We start from the raw sequence: 14,991 nt of genomic DNA, 5'->3' as shown, positions 1-14,991 counted from the left end.
GGCTCCTCAGTCGAGGATGAAACTTTCCAGGTAGGCGGGGTTGGCGCGGTCGAGCATCGACTGCGACCGGGCGCGGATCTGCCGGTCGCTGTGCTCGCTGTCGGGCAGCATCCAGAAGCGGTCGGCGCGGATGCCGTCCACGACGTGGTCCGCGACGTCTTCGACCGGGGTGAAGTTCACCTCGTGGCCGGCCTGCTTCATGGCGGCCTCGTACTGGTCGAGACTGCGGTACGGGGACTTGCGCGGGCGCTCCTTGGCGTACCGGTCGGGCCGGTTGCGGTGCGACTCCCACAGGCCGGTGCGCAGCATGTGCGGTCCGGGGAAGAGCACGGAGGCGCCGATGGCCGCCCCCTCCGCCTTGAGGTGGGCGTAGAGCGACTCGGTCATGGTGACCACGGCCGCCTTGGTGACCGCGTAGACGGAGGCGGTGGGCAGCGGGGCGATGCCGCCGTCTCCGGAGGAGGTGTTGACGATGTGGCCAGGGCCGCCGGCCGCGATCATGCGGGGGACGAAGGCCTGGATGCCGTGGAAGACACCCCAGACGTTGACGGAGAAGGCCCATTTCCAGTCGTTGGGCTCGTGCTCCCACATGCGGCCCTCGGCTCCGGAGCCGACGCCCGCGTTGTTGCAGAGCACGTGCACGGCGCCGAAGGTCTCGTACGCGGCGTCCGCGAGGGAGATCACGGAGTCCCGGTCGCTGACGTCGACGATCTTGGCGAGGACCTCGGCGCCGTCGGCGGCGAGCTCGTCGGCGGCCTTGCGCAGGGCGCCCTCCTCCACGTCGGCGAGGACCACCTTCAGCCCCTCGGCGGCGAAGCGGCGGGCCATGGCGAGGCCGATGCCGCTCGCGGCCCCGGTGACCACGGCCACCTGTCCCGGTTCGAGTCGCATCAGACGCTCCCCTCGGGCGGTCCGTCGAGGATCTGCATCGGGTCGTCGTAGCGCTGGTGGATGTACGGGAGCAGGGCCTGGGCGCTGACCCGCTCGACGACCCTGCCCCGCTGGTCGGTGGTCTTCTCGCCGATGGTGAGCTCGACGAGGCGGCGTACGGGAAGGTCGGCCACCGGGTCGAACATCGACTCGCGGAGCACCACGTCGCCGGTGACGTGCTCCAGCTTGCGGACCTTCTCGTTGCGGGTGCAGTGCACCAGTACCGGATCGGCGTCGAATCCCGAACCGTCCACCGCGGGGAGGAACTTGAAGTAGAAGTCGGTCTTCACGGTGGGCTCCGGCAGCGGCAGCACGCGGTCCACCGCCCCGCGCACCTCCACGAAGGCGATCCCGTGCCGGGCGAGGGAGGCCCGGACGACCAGGCCCTCGCGCTCGACGGTGATCTCGCCGAGCTTCTTCGGCTCGCCGAAGACCTCGCGGCCCCCGATCAGGGCGCGCTCCATGCTCATCGGCATGACCAGCGGGTACCAGCCCTCGACCCCGTCGTGCTGGGCGGCGACGGCCACCGAGCCGGCGCCGAGCGGGTAGCCGGGCAGGTCCACCTTGCTGATGTTGGCCCGCACCAGGGGCCGCTCAGTGGGCTTCAGCGGCGGCGGGAGGACCGCCGCCACCACGTCCGGGTCGGTCTCCCAGACGGCCACCACACCGGTGGACCAGATGTCGGGGAGCTTGGAACTCTTCTCGCGCGAAGCGGCGATCTCGGCCTCGGTGCGCGCTCCGTACCGTACGCGTGCCATCTATCGCACCATCCTTCGTCTGGGACGCAGTCGGTTCTGACGCAGCTGGTTCTGTAACACAGTTACACCGGGACCGATGAAGGGTAAAGACCCTTGCACGTAACCGATCTGACGGATCGACAGAAAGTTGGACGGACACGATGGCCAGAACCACGCTGACCCGCGCGGAGGTACTGGACGCCGCCGCGTCCCTGGTCAAACAGCACGGCCCGGCCGCCCTCACCATGCGCAAGCTCGCCGCCGAGCTGGGCACCGCGGTGACCTCCATCTACTGGCACGTCGGCAACCGCGAATCACTGCTCGACGCCCTCGTGGAGCGGACCGTGGAGGAAGTGGGAGCCATCCGGCCGGTCGGCCGCAACCCCGGCGACCGCATCGCCTCGGTCGCCCGGACCCTGCGCCGCGAGCTGCGCGAGCGCCCGCACCTGATCGCGATGGTCCACGAGCGCGGCCTCACCGACCGGATGTTCCTGCCCGCCCAGCAGGCCCTGGTCCACGAGGTGCACGCGGCCGGCCTGCGCGGGAGCCGGGCCGCGGATGCGGTGCGCGCGATCCAGTTCCAGATCATCGGCTTCGTCCTGGTCGAGCGCAATCGCGAACGCTCCCCCGCCCAGTCCCCCGCCGAGAGCGAGCTCTGGGATCCGGCCGACGCCCCGCACGACCCGCCGCTGGCCCGCGCGCTGGCCCGGCCGGTGGATCCGGAACGGCTGTTCCTGGTGTCCGTACGGGCGCTGGTACAGGCCCTGCTCACGCCCGGCAGGTAATCGGTTTGCCGCCTCACGGCCCTCCGTGATGGGATCGGGCGTACGGGGGCGGCTCCCCGGCGTGCATCCTTCTCCTCCTTTTGCAAAGAACCCGCGCGCCCACTCTCCGCCCCCGTTTTCATTTGCGGAGGGAACCCCACAACCGTGCCGACCGTGCCTGCCATCCGCCCCGTCGACTCGCTCATGCTGCGCCGGCTCCGGACCGTCTACGTCGACCAGCCGCCGGCCGCCGCCTCGCCCGGCACCGAAGGGGTCCGCCCCCTGGAGGGCGAGCTGCTGGAACGCGGCCACGCCATGAGCCGGGAGCTGTACGCCGCCCTGGCCGTGCTCGCGCCGACCGATCTCGCCGTCGAACGCTCGCGCCTGCTGGCACTCGTGGACGAGCTCATGGGCTCCGACCGGGTGCACAGGCCGCTCTTCCGCCGCTTCCCCTTCTCCATCCCCCGCGACACCGAGCGCTGGTACGTCGACCGCGTCTTCTCGCTGCTGCTCCAGGAGCCCGGCCAGCCGTGCGTGCTCTGTGCCGAGACCGGCTCCGTGCACCCGGTCTCGCCGTGCGCCCATCTGGTCTGCCGCTCCTGCTGGGACGGCGCCGACTACACCGGCTGCCCGGTCTGCCACCGCCGCGTCGACCCGGCCGACCCCTTCCTGCGCACGGAGGACCACGCGCCCGGGAAGGCCGGCAAGGCCAAGGCCGGGAACCCGCCCGGGCCGCTGCGGCTGCTCCGGCTCGGCACCGACCCGGCGGCGGACTCGGCCCGGCTGCTGGCCTCGCTGCTCGCCCGGCCGACCCCCCTCTCCCCGGAGGACCGCGAAGACCTGCACCTGCTGGTCCGGCTGGCCCCGGCCGGACTCGATTGGCTCCCCGGGGAGATCCCCGTACGGGAGACCAAGGCGCTGGTCCTGGCCGCCCTGCTCAGCGGCCCCGCCACGCACGAGGCCGTACGGCCACGGCTCGCCGGGCGGCTGACCACCGCCACCGACGTGCTGCGGCTCCTCGGCGCGCTGTCCGGCGGGGACGCGGAGCTGCCGCCGGCGTCGCGCTTGCGGTCCCTGTCCCGGCCACTGCGCCGCGAACTGCTCGGCGTGCTCGACGCGTTGCCCACGGCGTACCTCGTCGAGGACCTGCTGCGGCATCCGACCGCCTGGAAGCGGGCGGCCGAGACCCTGCACCCCTTCGAGGGGCACGCCCGCCACCCGCGGGCCGCCCTGGCCTTCGCCGCGCTGCGGGGCACCGTCCTGTCCGGCGCCCTGGGCTCGGCCCTGCGGGAGACCGCCGCCGCGCATCCGGACGCCGTACGCGTGGACGGCGACCGGATCCTGCCCGTGACCTGGGCCGGGCGCATGGAACGGGCCCTGGCCGAGGGGGACCCGGCGGCCGCCGCCGCGACCGCCGCCGAGCGCCCGGGTGAACTCGTGCGCCGCCTCGACCACCTGCTGCGCCTGCACGCCGGCGACGTCCTGGTGCCGGAGCTGGCGAAGGCGCTGGCACACGGGCTTCCCGCCGTCGGCGCGGGCCCGCTGCTGTCGGCGCTCGGAGCCCTGCGGGTGCGCTCCACGGACCGGACCGGCTCCCGGCGCGTGTTCTTCCCGAAGGGCCGGGTCACCCGGGCCCAGTCCGTGACGGAGGACCGCCCGCCGCTGCCCGCACCGCTCGCCCGGGCGGCCGTGGCCATGCTGGAGGCGGAGGTGCAGCGCCGCTTCGCCCGGGCCGAGGGGGACCCGTACGAGCTGGCCGTCCTGGACTCCGGGCTCGCGGAGCTGCCCGTGCCCTTCGGGGAGCGCTCCTCCGCGAAGTCGCTGGTCTCGGTCCCCCGGGGCAGCGTCATGGCGCTGCCCGGAGGCGAGGTGCTGCGGCTGTTCCTGCACTGGACCGAGCCCTCCGACCAGGTGACCGACCTGGACCTGTCGGTGGCCTTCTTCGACGCCGGCTGGAAGTTCACGGGCCTGTGCGACTACACCCGTCTGGTGTACGGGGCGGGCCGGGCCGCCGTGCACTCGGGCGACCTCACCTCGGCGCCGGCTCCTGAGGGGGCCACCGAGTACGTGGACCTGGACCTGGCGCAGCTCGCCCATCAGGGGGACGCGTACGCGGTCCCACTGGTGTTCAGCTTCAACAACGTGCCGTTCGAGGAGCTGGAGGACGCCTTCGCCGGGTTCATGACCCTGCCGGCGGACGGCCCGCGCGACTCCTCGTACGATCCGCGCACGGTCCGCCAGCGATTCGACCTGAGCGGCGCCTCGCGGGCCTGCATGCCGATGGTCGTGGACCTGGCGGCACGGCGGGCGCTGTGGGCGGACGTCCACCTGCCCCCGTCGGGCGGCTTCCAGAGCGTCGCCTCGCACGGCGACCGGCTCGCGGCCGTGGCCTCGGACGTGTGGGCGCACTTCGCCTCCGGGTCCCGTACGACCCTGTGGGACCTCGCGGTGTGGCGGGCCGCGGCCCGCACCCGGGAGGTGGCCGTGATCCGGCGGGCCACCGAGAGTTCGGCCACCGGCGAGGTGTGGCTGTATCGGGCCGCGGCCGGTGAGGAACCGGCCGGATTCGCCGCGCGGATCGCCGCCCTGGAGCCGCCCGAGGAGCGCCGTCCCGGCGCGGACGCGGACGCGGAGGCCGCCGAACTGGCCGCCGGGAAGCGTGCGTTCCTGGCGCTGACCTGCGCGAGCGTGGCACCGGAAGGCGGTTCGGGGACGGCCTACCGGCTCTTCCCCGGGCCGGCCGAAGTGCCCGGGTCCTTCGCCCGGGTGACGGCCGGGGACCTCGTGGCGGAGCTGGGCTGACAGGCCGTAGGGCTTCGAGTGTCGGCGCGGGCCGATATCCTCTGTGACCATGCTCGCCGACCGTACGACCGCAGAGACGATGTGGCCGACCGCGTACCCACAGGGGTACGCGGTCGTCGACGTGGAGACCACCGGGCTCGCTCGCGACGACCGGATAATCTCCGCCGCCGTCTACCGGCTCGACGCTCAGGGCAACGTCGAGGACCACTGGTACACGCTGGTCAACCCGCTCCGGGACCCCGGGCCCGTGTGGATCCACGGTCTGACCAGCGACATGCTCCAGGACGCGCCGCTCTTCAAGGACATCGCCGAGGAGTTCGCGGGCCGGCTCGCCGACCGGGTGCTGGTGGCGCACAACGCGATCTTCGACTGGCAGATGATCGCCCGTGAGTACGCGCGGGCCGAGGCCACCGCCCCGGTGCGCCAGCGGCTGTGCACCATCGCCCTGTCGAAGGAACTGAACCTCCCGCTGCCCAACCACAAGCTGGAGTCGCTCGCCGCGCACTTCGGCGTGGTCCAGCAGCGCGCCCACCACGCGCTCGACGACGCCCGGGTCCTGGCGGAGGCGTTCCGCCCGTCCCTGCACGCGGCCGCGCGGGACAACGTACGGCTACCCCTGCTGGAATGCCGGCCGCTGACGGAGTGGTCGGACACCCCCGCCACGCCGCGCGTCGGGTACCAGGCCTCGTACGGGGCGGGCGGGAATGCCGGGTCCGGTTGGCGGGCCTCGCGCAAGCGGCCGCCGTGCCCGTACCCGAACCCGGGGCGGTGGGCGGACGGCACCCCGCTGAAGCAGGGCATGCGGATCGCGTTCTCCGGTGACACCTCGGTGGACCGGGAGCTGCTGGAGGACCGCGCGGTGGAGGCGGGCCTGCACGTCGCGACGAGCCTGTCCCGGCTCACGAGCCTGCTCGTGACGAACGACCCGGACTCCTCGACCTCCAAGACGGTGAAGGCGAAGTCCTACGGGACCCCAGTCGTCGACGAGGCGGCCTTCACCCAGCTGCTGCGGGACGTGGCTCCGGCGGGGGACTGACCGCGGGGACGTTCGGGGGCCGCCCGTTGGGCCGGCCGGGTGCACGCTCGGCGACTCACCCCGGTGGATCTTGTTCCGGCGGGCCGCCCTGCGCAGCATGCCGCGCATGGCACGTTGCGAAGTCTGCGGGAACGATTACGGCATGTCCTTCGAAGTCCACGCACAGGGTGCTGTGCACGTCTTCGACTGCTTCTCCTGCGCCATTCACCGCATGGCGCCCATCTGCGAGCACTGCCGCGTCCAGATCATCGGGCAGGGCGTCGAGGTCGAGGGACAGTGGTTCTGCGGAGGGCACTGCGCCCGCGCGGAGGGGAAGGTGGGCATCACCGACCGCGTCTGACTCCCGTCCCGTCCTCCCCGGCTTCCCCCCACTCCCCCTCCGCCACGACCCCGGACGGCCACCCGGCCGCCGGGGTCCTCGCCGCTGGGGGTACCGTCGTGGGCGTGTACCGCTTTGTGCTGACCCGGCAGTGGGTGTGCCTCACCCTCATCGGCCTCGCCCTGATCCCAGCGATGATCAAGCTGGGGTTCTGGCAGTTCCACCGTCATGAGCACCGTGTCGCGCAGAACCAGCTGATCGACGCGAACCTGCGGGCGAAGCCGGTCCCCATGACCGAGGTCACATCCCCCGGCCACGTGGTCCCGCGCGCCGACTACTGGCGGGCCGTGACCGCCACCGGTACGTACGACTCCGCGCACGAGGTCGTCGTGCGCATGCGCACCGACAACGACGACAAGGTGGGCTTCCACGTCCTCACCCCGCTGGTCCTGGCCGACGGCCGGGTCGTGCTCGTCAACCGCGGCTGGGTCGCGGGCGGCGACGACCCGCGCGCCTACCCGCCGGTGCCGGCCCCGCCCACCGGCGAGGTCACGGTCACCGGGCGGCTGAAGGCCGACGAGACCAGCGGCGGCAGCGGCATCAAGGACCGCAAGGGCCTGCCGGACCGCCAGGTGATGCTGATCAACAGCGCCCAGCAGGCGAAGAACCTGGGCAAGCCCGTCCTCGGCGGCTACCTGGAACTCACCGCCCCGGTCCCGGCCGACGGCAAGCCCGAGGTGGTCGCCGAGCCCGATCACGACTCGATCGGCCCGCACATGGCGTACGCCATCCAGTGGTGGCTGTTCACCTTCGCGGTGCCGGTGGGCTGGATCGTGCTCGTACGGCGCGAGAAGCGCGACCGCGAGGCGGCGGCCGCCGCCGGGACCGCCGCTGCCGAGCGGGAGCCCGTGGCGACCGCGTAGCGTGTCGGGCATGGATCTTGGACTGAAGGACCGTGTCTACGTCGTCACCGGCGCCACCAGGGGCCTCGGCTACGCCTCCGCCCGCGAACTGACCGCCGACGGCGCCAAGGTCGTGCTGACCGGCCGGGACGCGGGGCGCGCCGAGGCCGCCGCCAAGGCGCTGGGGCCCAACGCGGTCGGCGTGGCCGCCGACAACTCCGACCCCGAGGCCGCCTCCCGGCTCGTCGCCGCGGCCCGGGAGCACTTCGGCCGCCTCGACGGCATCCTCATCAGCGTCGGCGGCCCGGCGCCCGGTTCGGCGGCGGACAACACCGACGAGCAGTGGACGGCGGCCTTCGATTCGGTCTTCCTCGGCGCGGTCCGCCTCGCGCGGGCGGCGGCCGCCGAGCTCTCCGACGGCGGGGTCATCGGCTTCGTCCTGTCGGGCTCCGTGCACGAGCCGATCCCGGGACTCACCATCTCCAACGGCCTGCGCCCCGGCCTGGCCGGCTTCGCGAAGTCCCTCTCCGTGGAGCTGGGCCCGCGCGGCATCCGGGTGGTCGGCCTGCTGCCCGCCCGCATCGACACCGACCGGGTCCGCGAGCTCGACGCCCTGTCCGGGGACGCGGAGCTCGCCCGCGCCCGCAACGAGGCGGGGATCCCGCTGCGGCGGTACGGCACCCCGGAGGAGTTCGGCCGCTCGGCGGCGTTCCTGCTGTCCCCGGCGGCCTCCTACCTGACCGGGCTCATGCTCCCGGTGGACGGCGGCTCCCGGCACGGCTTCTGAGCCGTCCGCCACGGCTCCGCCTCACGTCACCCGCCGCGCCCGGCGGGGGGTGACGTACAGGCGGGCCTCCGTCGGGAGGGCCGGGAGCGCCGCCGAGGTGCGGGCCCGGCCCAGCACCGGGCCGGCGAGGGCCGCCAGGACGTCGGCCGGAACCGCGTGCGGCTCCAGCTCCAGCGCGACCCGCAGGGCCGGGGCCCCGCGCCGGCCCCGCAGCGTGACCCGGCACCGGGCGACGCCCTCCACGGCCTCCTGGACATCGGACGCGACGGCCTCCTCCAGCGCCCGCCCGCGCAGCACCGCGAACGCCCCGTCCCCGGTGTCCACGAGCACCTCCGCGAGCCGGTCCCGCCGCAGTTGGGAGAGCAGCCACCACAGCGCCAGCAGTACGCAGACCCCGAGGACGGCGAGCACCGCCCACCAGGGCGCCGGCCAGCCCGGCCCGTGCGGGGCCAGCAGGGGGTCGTGGCGGCCCTCGAAGGGCCCCGACGCGGTCAGCACCGAAGCCCCCGCCGCCAGCAGGACCGTTCCGAGCAGCGCGAGCAGGACCCGGTTCACCGTCCCCAGCGTCACCGGCGGTTCACCCGTACTCTCGGCCGTACCTCGTGGGCCAGCCCCAGCTCGTCGACGCCGACGGCCAGCACCGCGTCCAGATCGGCCCGTACGTCGTCCAGTTCGCGGAAGTGGGACACGGCCCGGACCCCGATCCGGGCCCGGCCCACGCTGACCCGCACCGACCGCACCCCGGCCACCTCCATGACCCGGTCGCGCAGCACCTGCGCGGCGGCCTTGCGTTCCAGTCCGCCCCGGACCTCCGGGTGCCGCGAGTCCATCGGGAGGATCCCGCGCAGGCCCGGGGCGAGTGCGTACAGGAGCAGCGCGGCCCCGGCCGCGGCCAGCACTCCGCCGCCGATCAGCACACCGGGGTCGGCCGGGGTGTGCCGCTCCAGGGCCCGGGAGAGCTCGTCGCGCCAGCGCATGCCCGGGCGGTGGGCCCGTACCGCCGCCAGGTCGTACAGGAACAGCCCCACGACCCCGAGCACGGCGAACGCCCCCACCGCGGCCGGGAACCGCCGGGGCGACCGGAAGCGGGCGCTCACCGGACCCGCCGGTCCCGCCCCGCGGCGGGCCGCGCGGGGCGCAGGTGCTCGATGTCCACGTCCACCTCGGGTACGGCCATCTCCGCGTACTCCTCGACGCGCTGGGCGACCTGGCGGCGTACGGCCGCACACTGGGCGGCGAGGTCGGAGGGGTAGCCCAGCTCCAGGACCACCCGCACGCGGGCGATGTCGTGGTGCACGGTCACGGTGGCGTGCGGCGGGGCCGCGTCCGGAGCGGGCCGGGTCAGCGCCTCCCGGGCGGCCTGGGCGGCGATCTTCGCCACGACCCGGTCGGCGATCCGGGTGGCTCCCCGCTCGGCGGCGGGCACCCGGGGCGGGGCGGGGCGGGGGGAGCTCATCGGTCCCGGTCCCGGTCCCGGTCGCGGTCCCGGTCCCGGTCGCGATCCCGGTCCCCGGGGCGGCCCCGGGGGCGGAAGAAGTCCCCCGGTTCCAGGTCCCCGTCGAAGAACCGCCCCACGACGAAGCCGATGGCGCCGAGGGCGGCCACCAGCAGGAAGGCCCCGAAGCCGCCGAAGTACCCGGCGAACCCCAGTGCCATGCCGGCCACCAGGCCGACGACCGCCATGCTCATGCGGACTCCTCTACTGCAGTCGGGACTCCGGCTCCTCGTCGTCCTCGTCCGGCAGCTTGACGTCGCTGACCGCGATGTTGACCTCCACGACCTCGAGGCCGGTCATCCGCTCCACCGCCGAGACGACGTTCTCACGGACGGCCCGGGCCACGTCCCTGATCGACACGCCGTAATCCACGACGATCTCCAGGTCGAGGGCGGTCTGCACCTCGCCGACCTCCGCCTTCACGCCCCGGCTGACGGTGGACTTGGCCCCGCCGGGGACGCGGTCGCGGACGGCGCCGAAGGTACGGGAGAGGCCGCTGCCGCTGCCCATGGCGTGGACGCCGACCACCTCGCGGGCGGCCAGGCCGGCGATCTTCTCGACGACCCCGTCCGCGATGCTCGTCCTTCCGCGGTCGGCGGGGGGCTTGGCGGTGCTGCCGCCGCCCGGGGCGGATTCGGTCATGGCGGGTCCCTTCGCACGGTGGGCTCCCGACCACGGTAAGTCGGGACCGGTTCCGCTGCCCGTCCCGACGCGGCTGCGGGCGGCCGGCCCTGCGGGGCGAAGTCCCCTACCCGCCCTTCGCCCGTTCCCCGGGCTCCGCCCGGACCCGCCCCGGACCCCCGCTCCTCAAACGCCGGAGGGGCTGGAATCGCAGGCCGGGGCCGGCCAAAATCCGGCGTTTGGGGAGCGGGGGTCCGGGGGCCGGCCCCCGTGCAGCGGCGGCGCTGCTAGTCCGAGAGGCCCGCCAGGTCCCGCAGGCGGCGGGCCTGGGCGGCGCGCTCGGCGACGCGCTGGTCGTCGTACGCCCGGGTCGTCGCACCGCGAAGCAGCGCCTTCGTCTCGATCACCGCATCGCGCGGCGGAGCCAGCAGCGCGGTGGTGAGGTCCTGGACGGCCGCGTCGAGCTCGCCCGCGGGGACGACCAGGTTCGCGAGGCCGATCCGTTCCGCCTCCTCGGCTTGGACGAAGCGGCCCGTCGCGCAGATTTCGAGCGCGCGGGCATAGCCGACCGCCGAGGTCAGCGGCTGGGTGCCGCCGAGGTCGGGCACCAGGCCCAGCCCGGTCTCGCGCATGGCGAACTGCACGTCGTCCGCGACGACGCGCAGATCGCACGCGAGGGCAAGCTGGAAACCGGCACCGATCGCGTGCCCCTGAACGGCGGCGACGGAGATGATGTCGTTGCGCCGCCACCAGGTGAACGCCTCCTGGTACTCGGCGATGGTGGAGTCGAGCAGTTCCTCCGAACCGCGCGCCAGGTCAAGGAAGGACGGCTCGCCCTCGAAGCCTTCGGGGGTGAACGCCTGCCGGTCGAGCCCTGCGGAGAAGGACTGCCCTTCGCCGCGCAGCACGACGACCCGGACGGTGCCCGGCAACGACCTTCCAGCCTCCGTCAACGCCCGCCAGAGCGCGGGGGATTGAGCGTTTCGTTTGGCAGGATTGGTCAGTGTCACCGTGGCGACCGTGTCGTCGACGGTGAGCCGTACGCCGTCCTTGTCGAGCAGAGCCATCTGTGTGCCTCCGGTGGTTGTGCCGTCGTTCGGCCGCGATCTCGGCCTAAGTGACTGCACAGTAACCACCCAGCCGGCCATGGAGCCGACCGGGGGGTCACCGAAGGACGGTGGAACTGGAACTGGAACCGTGAAGCTGAATACGGAAGAACCGTTGGAACCAAGGGGAACCAAGTGGTCAGGCCGTAGCCGCCTTCTTGCCGCGCGTCGCGCCTCCGCGACCACGCAGCGTGACTCCGGACTCGCTGAGCATCCGATGGACGAATCCGTAGGACCGGCCAGTCGATTCGGCCAGCGCCCGGATACTCGCACCGGAGTCGTACTGCTTCTTCAGGTCTGCCGCGAGCTTGTCGCGCGCGGCGCCGGTTACCCGGCTGCCCTTCTTCAGAGTTTCGGCCACCCGTGCCTCCTCATGGGAAGTGCGCTCTGGACTTCTCATGATCACCCCTCCCCGGCTTCCTGGCCACCCATTCAGCAAGGTCGGTGGGACGGCATTTCTTCAGCCGTGGACACCCGAGCAGAACGGAATCTTCTCTTCCGCTGCATGACCTCCGTCACATTTCCGCCCGCCCGGTATGAATCACCAGGTCAGGGGCCGGAACGGGAAAACGGAAGGCCCCGGCCGCATCGGTGGGGATGCGCAGCCGGGGCCTTCGTCGAGCACGGAACGGTATGAGACCGTCTCACTCAGATGATGGATCACGTCTGAGCCGAATGATCCATAAGCAAAGGATCACGGAAGCGGAAGCGCCTCAGGCGAGCGCCACCAGGTCCCGGTAGTCCGGACCCCACAGGTCCTCGACGCCGTCCGGGAGCAGGATGATCCGCTCCGGCTCCAGCGCCTCGACCGCGCCCTCGTCGTGGGTGACGAGGATGACGGCGCCCTTGTAGGTGCGCAGGGCTCCCAGGATCTCCTCGCGGCTGGCCGGGTCGAGGTTGTTGGTGGGCTCGTCGAGCAGCAGCACGTTGGCCGAGGAGACGACCAGCGTCGCCAGGGCCAGGCGGGTCTTCTCGCCGCCGGACAGGACGCCCGCGGGCTTGTCGACGTCGTCGCCGGAGAAGAGGAACGAGCCGAGCGTCTTGCGTACGGAGACCAGGTCCAGGTCCGGCGCCGAGGAGCGCATGTTCTCCAGGACCGAGCGCTCGGGGTCCAGGGTCTCGTGCTCCTGGGCGTAGTAGCCGAGCTTGAGGCCGTGGCCGGGGATGACCGTGCCGGTGTCGGGCTTCTCGGTGCCCGACAGCAGGCGCAGGAGCGTGGTCTTGCCGGCGCCGTTGAGGCCGAGGATGACCACGCGGGAGCCCTTGTCGATGGCCAGGTCGACGTCGGTGAAGATCTCCAGCGAGCCGTAGGACTTCGACAGGCCCTCGGCGGTCAGCGGGGTCTTGCCGCAGGGCGCCGGGTCCGGGAAGCGCAGCTTGGCGACCTTGTCGGAGACGCGGACGGCGTCGAGGCCCGCCAGCAGGCGGTCGGCGCGCTTGGCCATGTTCTGGGCGGCGACGGTCTTGGTGGCCTTGGCGCGCATCTTGTCGGCCTGCGAGTTCAGCGCCGCGGCCTTCTTCTCGGCGTTCTGGCGCTCGCGCTTGCGGCGCTTCTCGTCGGCCTCGCGCTGCTGCTGGTAGAGCTTCCAGCCCATGTTGTAGACGTCGATCTGGGAGCGGTTGGCGTCCAGGTAGAACACCTTGTTGACGACCGTCTCGACCAGGTCCACGTCGTGGGAGATGACGATGAAGCCGCCGCGGTAGGTCTTCAGGTAGTCGCGCAGCCAGACGATCGAGTCGGCGTCGAGGTGGTTGGTCGGCTCGTCGAGCAGGAGGGTGTCGGCGTCCGAGAAGAGGATCCGGGCGAGTTCGACGCGGCGGCGCTGGCCACCGGAGAGGGTGTGCAGCGGCTGGCCGAGCACCCGGTCGGGCAGGCCGAGGGCGGCGGAGATGGTCGCGGCCTCGGACTCGGCCGCGTAACCGCCCTTGGTGAGGAACTCGGTCTCCTGGCGCTCGTACTGGCGCATCGCCTTCTCGCGGGTGGCGCCGGAGCCGGAGGAGATGCGCTCCTCGTTCATCCGCATCTTCTTGAGCAGCACGTCGAGTCCGCGCGCGGACAGGATCCGGTCGCTGGCCAGCACGTCGAGGTCGCCGGTGCGCGGGTCCTGCGGGAGGTAGCCGACCTCGCCCGAGCGGGCGATGCTGCCGCCGGCCGGGGTCCCCTCGCCCGCGAGGCACTTGGTGAGGGTGGTCTTGCCGGCTCCGTTGCGGCCGACGAGGCCGATGCGGTCGCCCTTGGCGACGCGGAAGGAGGCGTTCTCGATGAGGATGCGGGCGCCGGCGCGCAGCTCGATGCCGGTGGCGGTGATCACGGAAATACTCCAGGGCGGGTCGGGACGGCGGAAGGGGGGCAGGACGCGAAGCTTCTACGCCGCTAATCCGCGAGGAGATTTGCCATGGGAGTCATTCTACCGGGGGTGCGCAACTACTTTCGGGCCCGCCCGCCCCTCCGGGGACCGGCCCCGCCCTCACCCGCGCGTCCCCCGTTCGGCCCAGGGAACACGCCTCCCGGCCCGGGGGCGTATGAGGATGAACGGGTTGATACTCGCCGCAGGGGCGTACTCGTACCCCCCTTGGTAGGAATGGAGGGCGGTGCGGGATGCAGTTCGACGACAACGCCAATCTGGACACTTCCGAGGTCAAGGACGTACGCGGCAGCCGCATCCCGGGCGGGAAGGCCACGATCGGTGGCGGCATCATCGGTTTCATCGCGCTGATCATGGGCCTGCTGTTCGGGGTGGGTCCGGAGCAGCTGGGCCTGTCCGACGGAAGCCCCGAGCCCGCGTCGACCTCCTCCTCCGCCGCCCAGGTGCAGCAGAGCTGCAAGACGGGCGCGGACGCGAACGCCAAGGAGGACTGCCGGCTGGTGGCGGTGATCAACAGCACCCAGGACTTCTGGAAGCAGGAGTTCGCCAGGCGCGGCGCCCAGTACACCCCGGCGCAGACGGTGTTCTTCACCGGCAAGGTGGGCACCGCCTGCGGGGCGGCCACCTCGGCGGTCGGCCCGTTCTACTGCCCCGGCGACCGGCAGGTCTATCTGGACCTGGGCTTCTTCAACGAGCTCCGGACCAAGTTCGGCGCGAGCGGCGGCCCCTTCGCCCAGGCGTACGTGGTGGCCCACGAGTACGGCCACCACATCCAGAACCTGACCGGCACCCTGCAGAAGGCCCAGGACGGCCGGCAGGGCGCGACCAGCAACGCGGTACGGGTCGAGCTGCAGGCCGACTGCTACGCCGGGGTCTGGGCCCACAACGCGACGAAGACCCCGGACGAGTCCACGGGCAAGCCCCTGATCACCAGCCTCACCGACGAGGACATCAAGGACGGCCTGGACGCGGCGGCCGCGGTCGGCGACGACCGGATCCAGGAGAAGTTCCAGGGCCGGGTGACCCCGGAGTCCTGGACGCACGGTTCGGCCGAGCAGCGCCAGCAGTGGTTCTACCAGGGCTACCGCACGGGCGACATGGCCCAGTGCAACACCTTCCGCTGACT

General features: G+C 72.6%; 17 protein-coding genes. 7 read left to right on the top strand and 10 right to left on the bottom strand.

All coding sequences use genetic code 11. From position 1 onward, the window contains the following. Positions 1 to 6: 6 nt before the first annotated feature. Positions 7 to 891: an SDR family NAD(P)-dependent oxidoreductase gene (locus ACFYM0_RS26955; protein WP_274552546.1), complete on the bottom strand. Its 885-nt coding sequence runs from the start codon at positions 889 to 891 to the stop codon at positions 7 to 9. After that, positions 891 to 1,688 (bottom strand): acetoacetate decarboxylase family protein, encoded by a 798-nt coding sequence (locus tag ACFYM0_RS26950; protein ID WP_327252068.1) that lies wholly within the window; start codon positions 1,686 to 1,688, stop codon positions 891 to 893. The genes ACFYM0_RS26955 and ACFYM0_RS26950 overlap by 1 nt, the downstream gene beginning before the upstream one ends. A 140-nt stretch (positions 1,689 to 1,828) precedes the next feature. On the opposite strand from ACFYM0_RS26950, the gene ACFYM0_RS26945 reads away from it, so the two are divergent. From ACFYM0_RS26945 to ACFYM0_RS26920, 6 genes are all read left to right on the top strand, one after another. Further along, positions 1,829 to 2,452, top strand: a complete 624-nt coding sequence (locus ACFYM0_RS26945; RefSeq protein WP_388505787.1) for a TetR/AcrR family transcriptional regulator — start codon at positions 1,829 to 1,831, stop codon at positions 2,450 to 2,452. Between the two features lie 183 nt (positions 2,453 to 2,635). Continuing rightward, entirely contained in the window at positions 2,636 to 5,233 is a 2,598-nt protein-coding gene (locus ACFYM0_RS26940) for an MXAN_6230/SCO0854 family RING domain-containing protein (RefSeq protein ID WP_388505862.1), read from the top strand. Positions 5,234 to 5,282: 49 nt separating this feature from the next. Next, the gene (locus ACFYM0_RS26935; protein WP_388505785.1) at positions 5,283 to 6,269 is read left to right on the top strand and encodes a DEDDh family exonuclease; all 987 of its coding nucleotides are present in this window, start codon (positions 5,283 to 5,285) and stop codon (positions 6,267 to 6,269) included. Positions 6,270 to 6,375: 106 nt separating this feature from the next. Further along, positions 6,376 to 6,609 (top strand): hypothetical protein, encoded by a 234-nt coding sequence (locus tag ACFYM0_RS26930; RefSeq protein ID WP_112453882.1) that lies wholly within the window; start codon positions 6,376 to 6,378, stop codon positions 6,607 to 6,609. Positions 6,610 to 6,713: 104 nt separating this feature from the next. Next, positions 6,714 to 7,511, top strand: coding sequence for an SURF1 family protein (locus tag ACFYM0_RS26925; protein ID WP_388505783.1), 798 nt, complete (start codon positions 6,714 to 6,716; stop codon positions 7,509 to 7,511). Between the two features lie 10 nt (positions 7,512 to 7,521). Further along, entirely contained in the window at positions 7,522 to 8,277 is a 756-nt protein-coding gene (locus ACFYM0_RS26920; protein ID WP_388505781.1) for an SDR family oxidoreductase, read from the top strand. Between the two features lie 21 nt (positions 8,278 to 8,298). Here the strand turns inward: ACFYM0_RS26920 and ACFYM0_RS26915 are convergent, their stop codons facing one another. From ACFYM0_RS26915 to ACFYM0_RS26880, 8 genes are all read right to left on the bottom strand, one after another. Next, the gene (locus ACFYM0_RS26915) at positions 8,299 to 8,847 is read right to left on the bottom strand and encodes an alkaline shock response membrane anchor protein AmaP (protein ID WP_388505780.1); all 549 of its coding nucleotides are present in this window, start codon (positions 8,845 to 8,847) and stop codon (positions 8,299 to 8,301) included. After that, the gene (locus ACFYM0_RS26910; RefSeq protein WP_388505778.1) at positions 8,844 to 9,374 is read right to left on the bottom strand and encodes a DUF6286 domain-containing protein; all 531 of its coding nucleotides are present in this window, start codon (positions 9,372 to 9,374) and stop codon (positions 8,844 to 8,846) included. The genes ACFYM0_RS26915 and ACFYM0_RS26910 overlap by 4 nt, the downstream gene beginning before the upstream one ends. Continuing rightward, positions 9,371 to 9,733 (bottom strand): hypothetical protein, encoded by a 363-nt coding sequence (locus tag ACFYM0_RS26905; protein WP_388505776.1) that lies wholly within the window; start codon positions 9,731 to 9,733, stop codon positions 9,371 to 9,373. The genes ACFYM0_RS26910 and ACFYM0_RS26905 overlap by 4 nt, the downstream gene beginning before the upstream one ends. Continuing rightward, positions 9,730 to 9,966: a hypothetical protein gene (locus ACFYM0_RS26900; RefSeq protein ID WP_388505774.1), complete on the bottom strand. Its 237-nt coding sequence runs from the start codon at positions 9,964 to 9,966 to the stop codon at positions 9,730 to 9,732. The genes ACFYM0_RS26905 and ACFYM0_RS26900 overlap by 4 nt, the downstream gene beginning before the upstream one ends. Before the next feature lie 10 nt (positions 9,967 to 9,976). Continuing rightward, positions 9,977 to 10,414: an Asp23/Gls24 family envelope stress response protein gene (locus tag ACFYM0_RS26895; protein ID WP_388505773.1), complete on the bottom strand. Its 438-nt coding sequence runs from the start codon at positions 10,412 to 10,414 to the stop codon at positions 9,977 to 9,979. 266 nt (positions 10,415 to 10,680) lie between these two features. After that, entirely contained in the window at positions 10,681 to 11,460 is a 780-nt protein-coding gene (locus ACFYM0_RS26890) for an enoyl-CoA hydratase/isomerase family protein (protein ID WP_388505771.1), read from the bottom strand. 178 nt (positions 11,461 to 11,638) lie between these two features. Further along, entirely contained in the window at positions 11,639 to 11,860 is a 222-nt protein-coding gene (locus ACFYM0_RS26885; protein WP_204357858.1) for a helix-turn-helix domain-containing protein, read from the bottom strand. Positions 11,861 to 12,212: 352 nt separating this feature from the next. Beyond that, positions 12,213 to 13,811: an ABC-F family ATP-binding cassette domain-containing protein gene (locus ACFYM0_RS26880; protein WP_266909769.1), complete on the bottom strand. Its 1,599-nt coding sequence runs from the start codon at positions 13,809 to 13,811 to the stop codon at positions 12,213 to 12,215. A gap of 287 nt (positions 13,812 to 14,098) precedes the next feature. On the opposite strand from ACFYM0_RS26880, the gene ACFYM0_RS26875 reads away from it, so the two are divergent. After that, a complete protein-coding gene (locus ACFYM0_RS26875) occupies positions 14,099 to 14,989 on the top strand; it encodes a neutral zinc metallopeptidase (protein ID WP_388505768.1) in 891 nt (296 codons plus the stop codon). The last annotated feature ends 2 nt before the right edge of the window (positions 14,990 to 14,991 follow it).

Origin of the sequence: Streptomyces sp. NPDC006487 (assembly GCF_042870555.1) — a bacterium.
Taxonomy (GTDB): Bacteria; Actinomycetota; Actinomycetes; order Streptomycetales; family Streptomycetaceae; genus Streptomyces.
The sequence above is the reverse complement of the archived record's forward strand: the minus strand, read 5'-3'. Positions and strand labels throughout refer to the sequence as shown.

What these genes read in the sequence shown, in the direction of transcription:
- ACFYM0_RS26955 (WP_274552546.1), bottom strand. Translation starts at nt 891, where the DNA reads ATGCGACTCGAACCGGGACAGGTGGCCGTGGTCACCGGGGCCGCGAGC.
- ACFYM0_RS26950 (WP_327252068.1), bottom strand. Translation starts at nt 1,688, where the DNA reads ATGGCACGCGTACGGTACGGAGCGCGCACCGAGGCCGAGATCGCCGCT.
- ACFYM0_RS26945 (WP_388505787.1), top strand. Translation starts at nt 1,829, where the DNA reads ATGGCCAGAACCACGCTGACCCGCGCGGAGGTACTGGACGCCGCCGCG.
- ACFYM0_RS26940 (WP_388505862.1), top strand. Translation starts at nt 2,636, where the DNA reads ATGCTGCGCCGGCTCCGGACCGTCTACGTCGACCAGCCGCCGGCCGCC.
- ACFYM0_RS26935 (WP_388505785.1), top strand. Translation starts at nt 5,283, where the DNA reads ATGCTCGCCGACCGTACGACCGCAGAGACGATGTGGCCGACCGCGTAC.
- ACFYM0_RS26930 (WP_112453882.1), top strand. Translation starts at nt 6,376, where the DNA reads ATGGCACGTTGCGAAGTCTGCGGGAACGATTACGGCATGTCCTTCGAA.
- ACFYM0_RS26920 (WP_388505781.1), top strand. Translation starts at nt 7,522, where the DNA reads ATGGATCTTGGACTGAAGGACCGTGTCTACGTCGTCACCGGCGCCACC.
- ACFYM0_RS26905 (WP_388505776.1), bottom strand. Translation starts at nt 9,733, where the DNA reads ATGAGCTCCCCCCGCCCCGCCCCGCCCCGGGTGCCCGCCGCCGAGCGG.
- ACFYM0_RS26900 (WP_388505774.1), bottom strand. Translation starts at nt 9,966, where the DNA reads ATGAGCATGGCGGTCGTCGGCCTGGTGGCCGGCATGGCACTGGGGTTC.
- ACFYM0_RS26895 (WP_388505773.1), bottom strand. Translation starts at nt 10,414, where the DNA reads ATGACCGAATCCGCCCCGGGCGGCGGCAGCACCGCCAAGCCCCCCGCC.
- ACFYM0_RS26890 (WP_388505771.1), bottom strand. Translation starts at nt 11,460, where the DNA reads ATGGCTCTGCTCGACAAGGACGGCGTACGGCTCACCGTCGACGACACG.
- ACFYM0_RS26875 (WP_388505768.1), top strand. Translation starts at nt 14,099, where the DNA reads ATGCAGTTCGACGACAACGCCAATCTGGACACTTCCGAGGTCAAGGAC.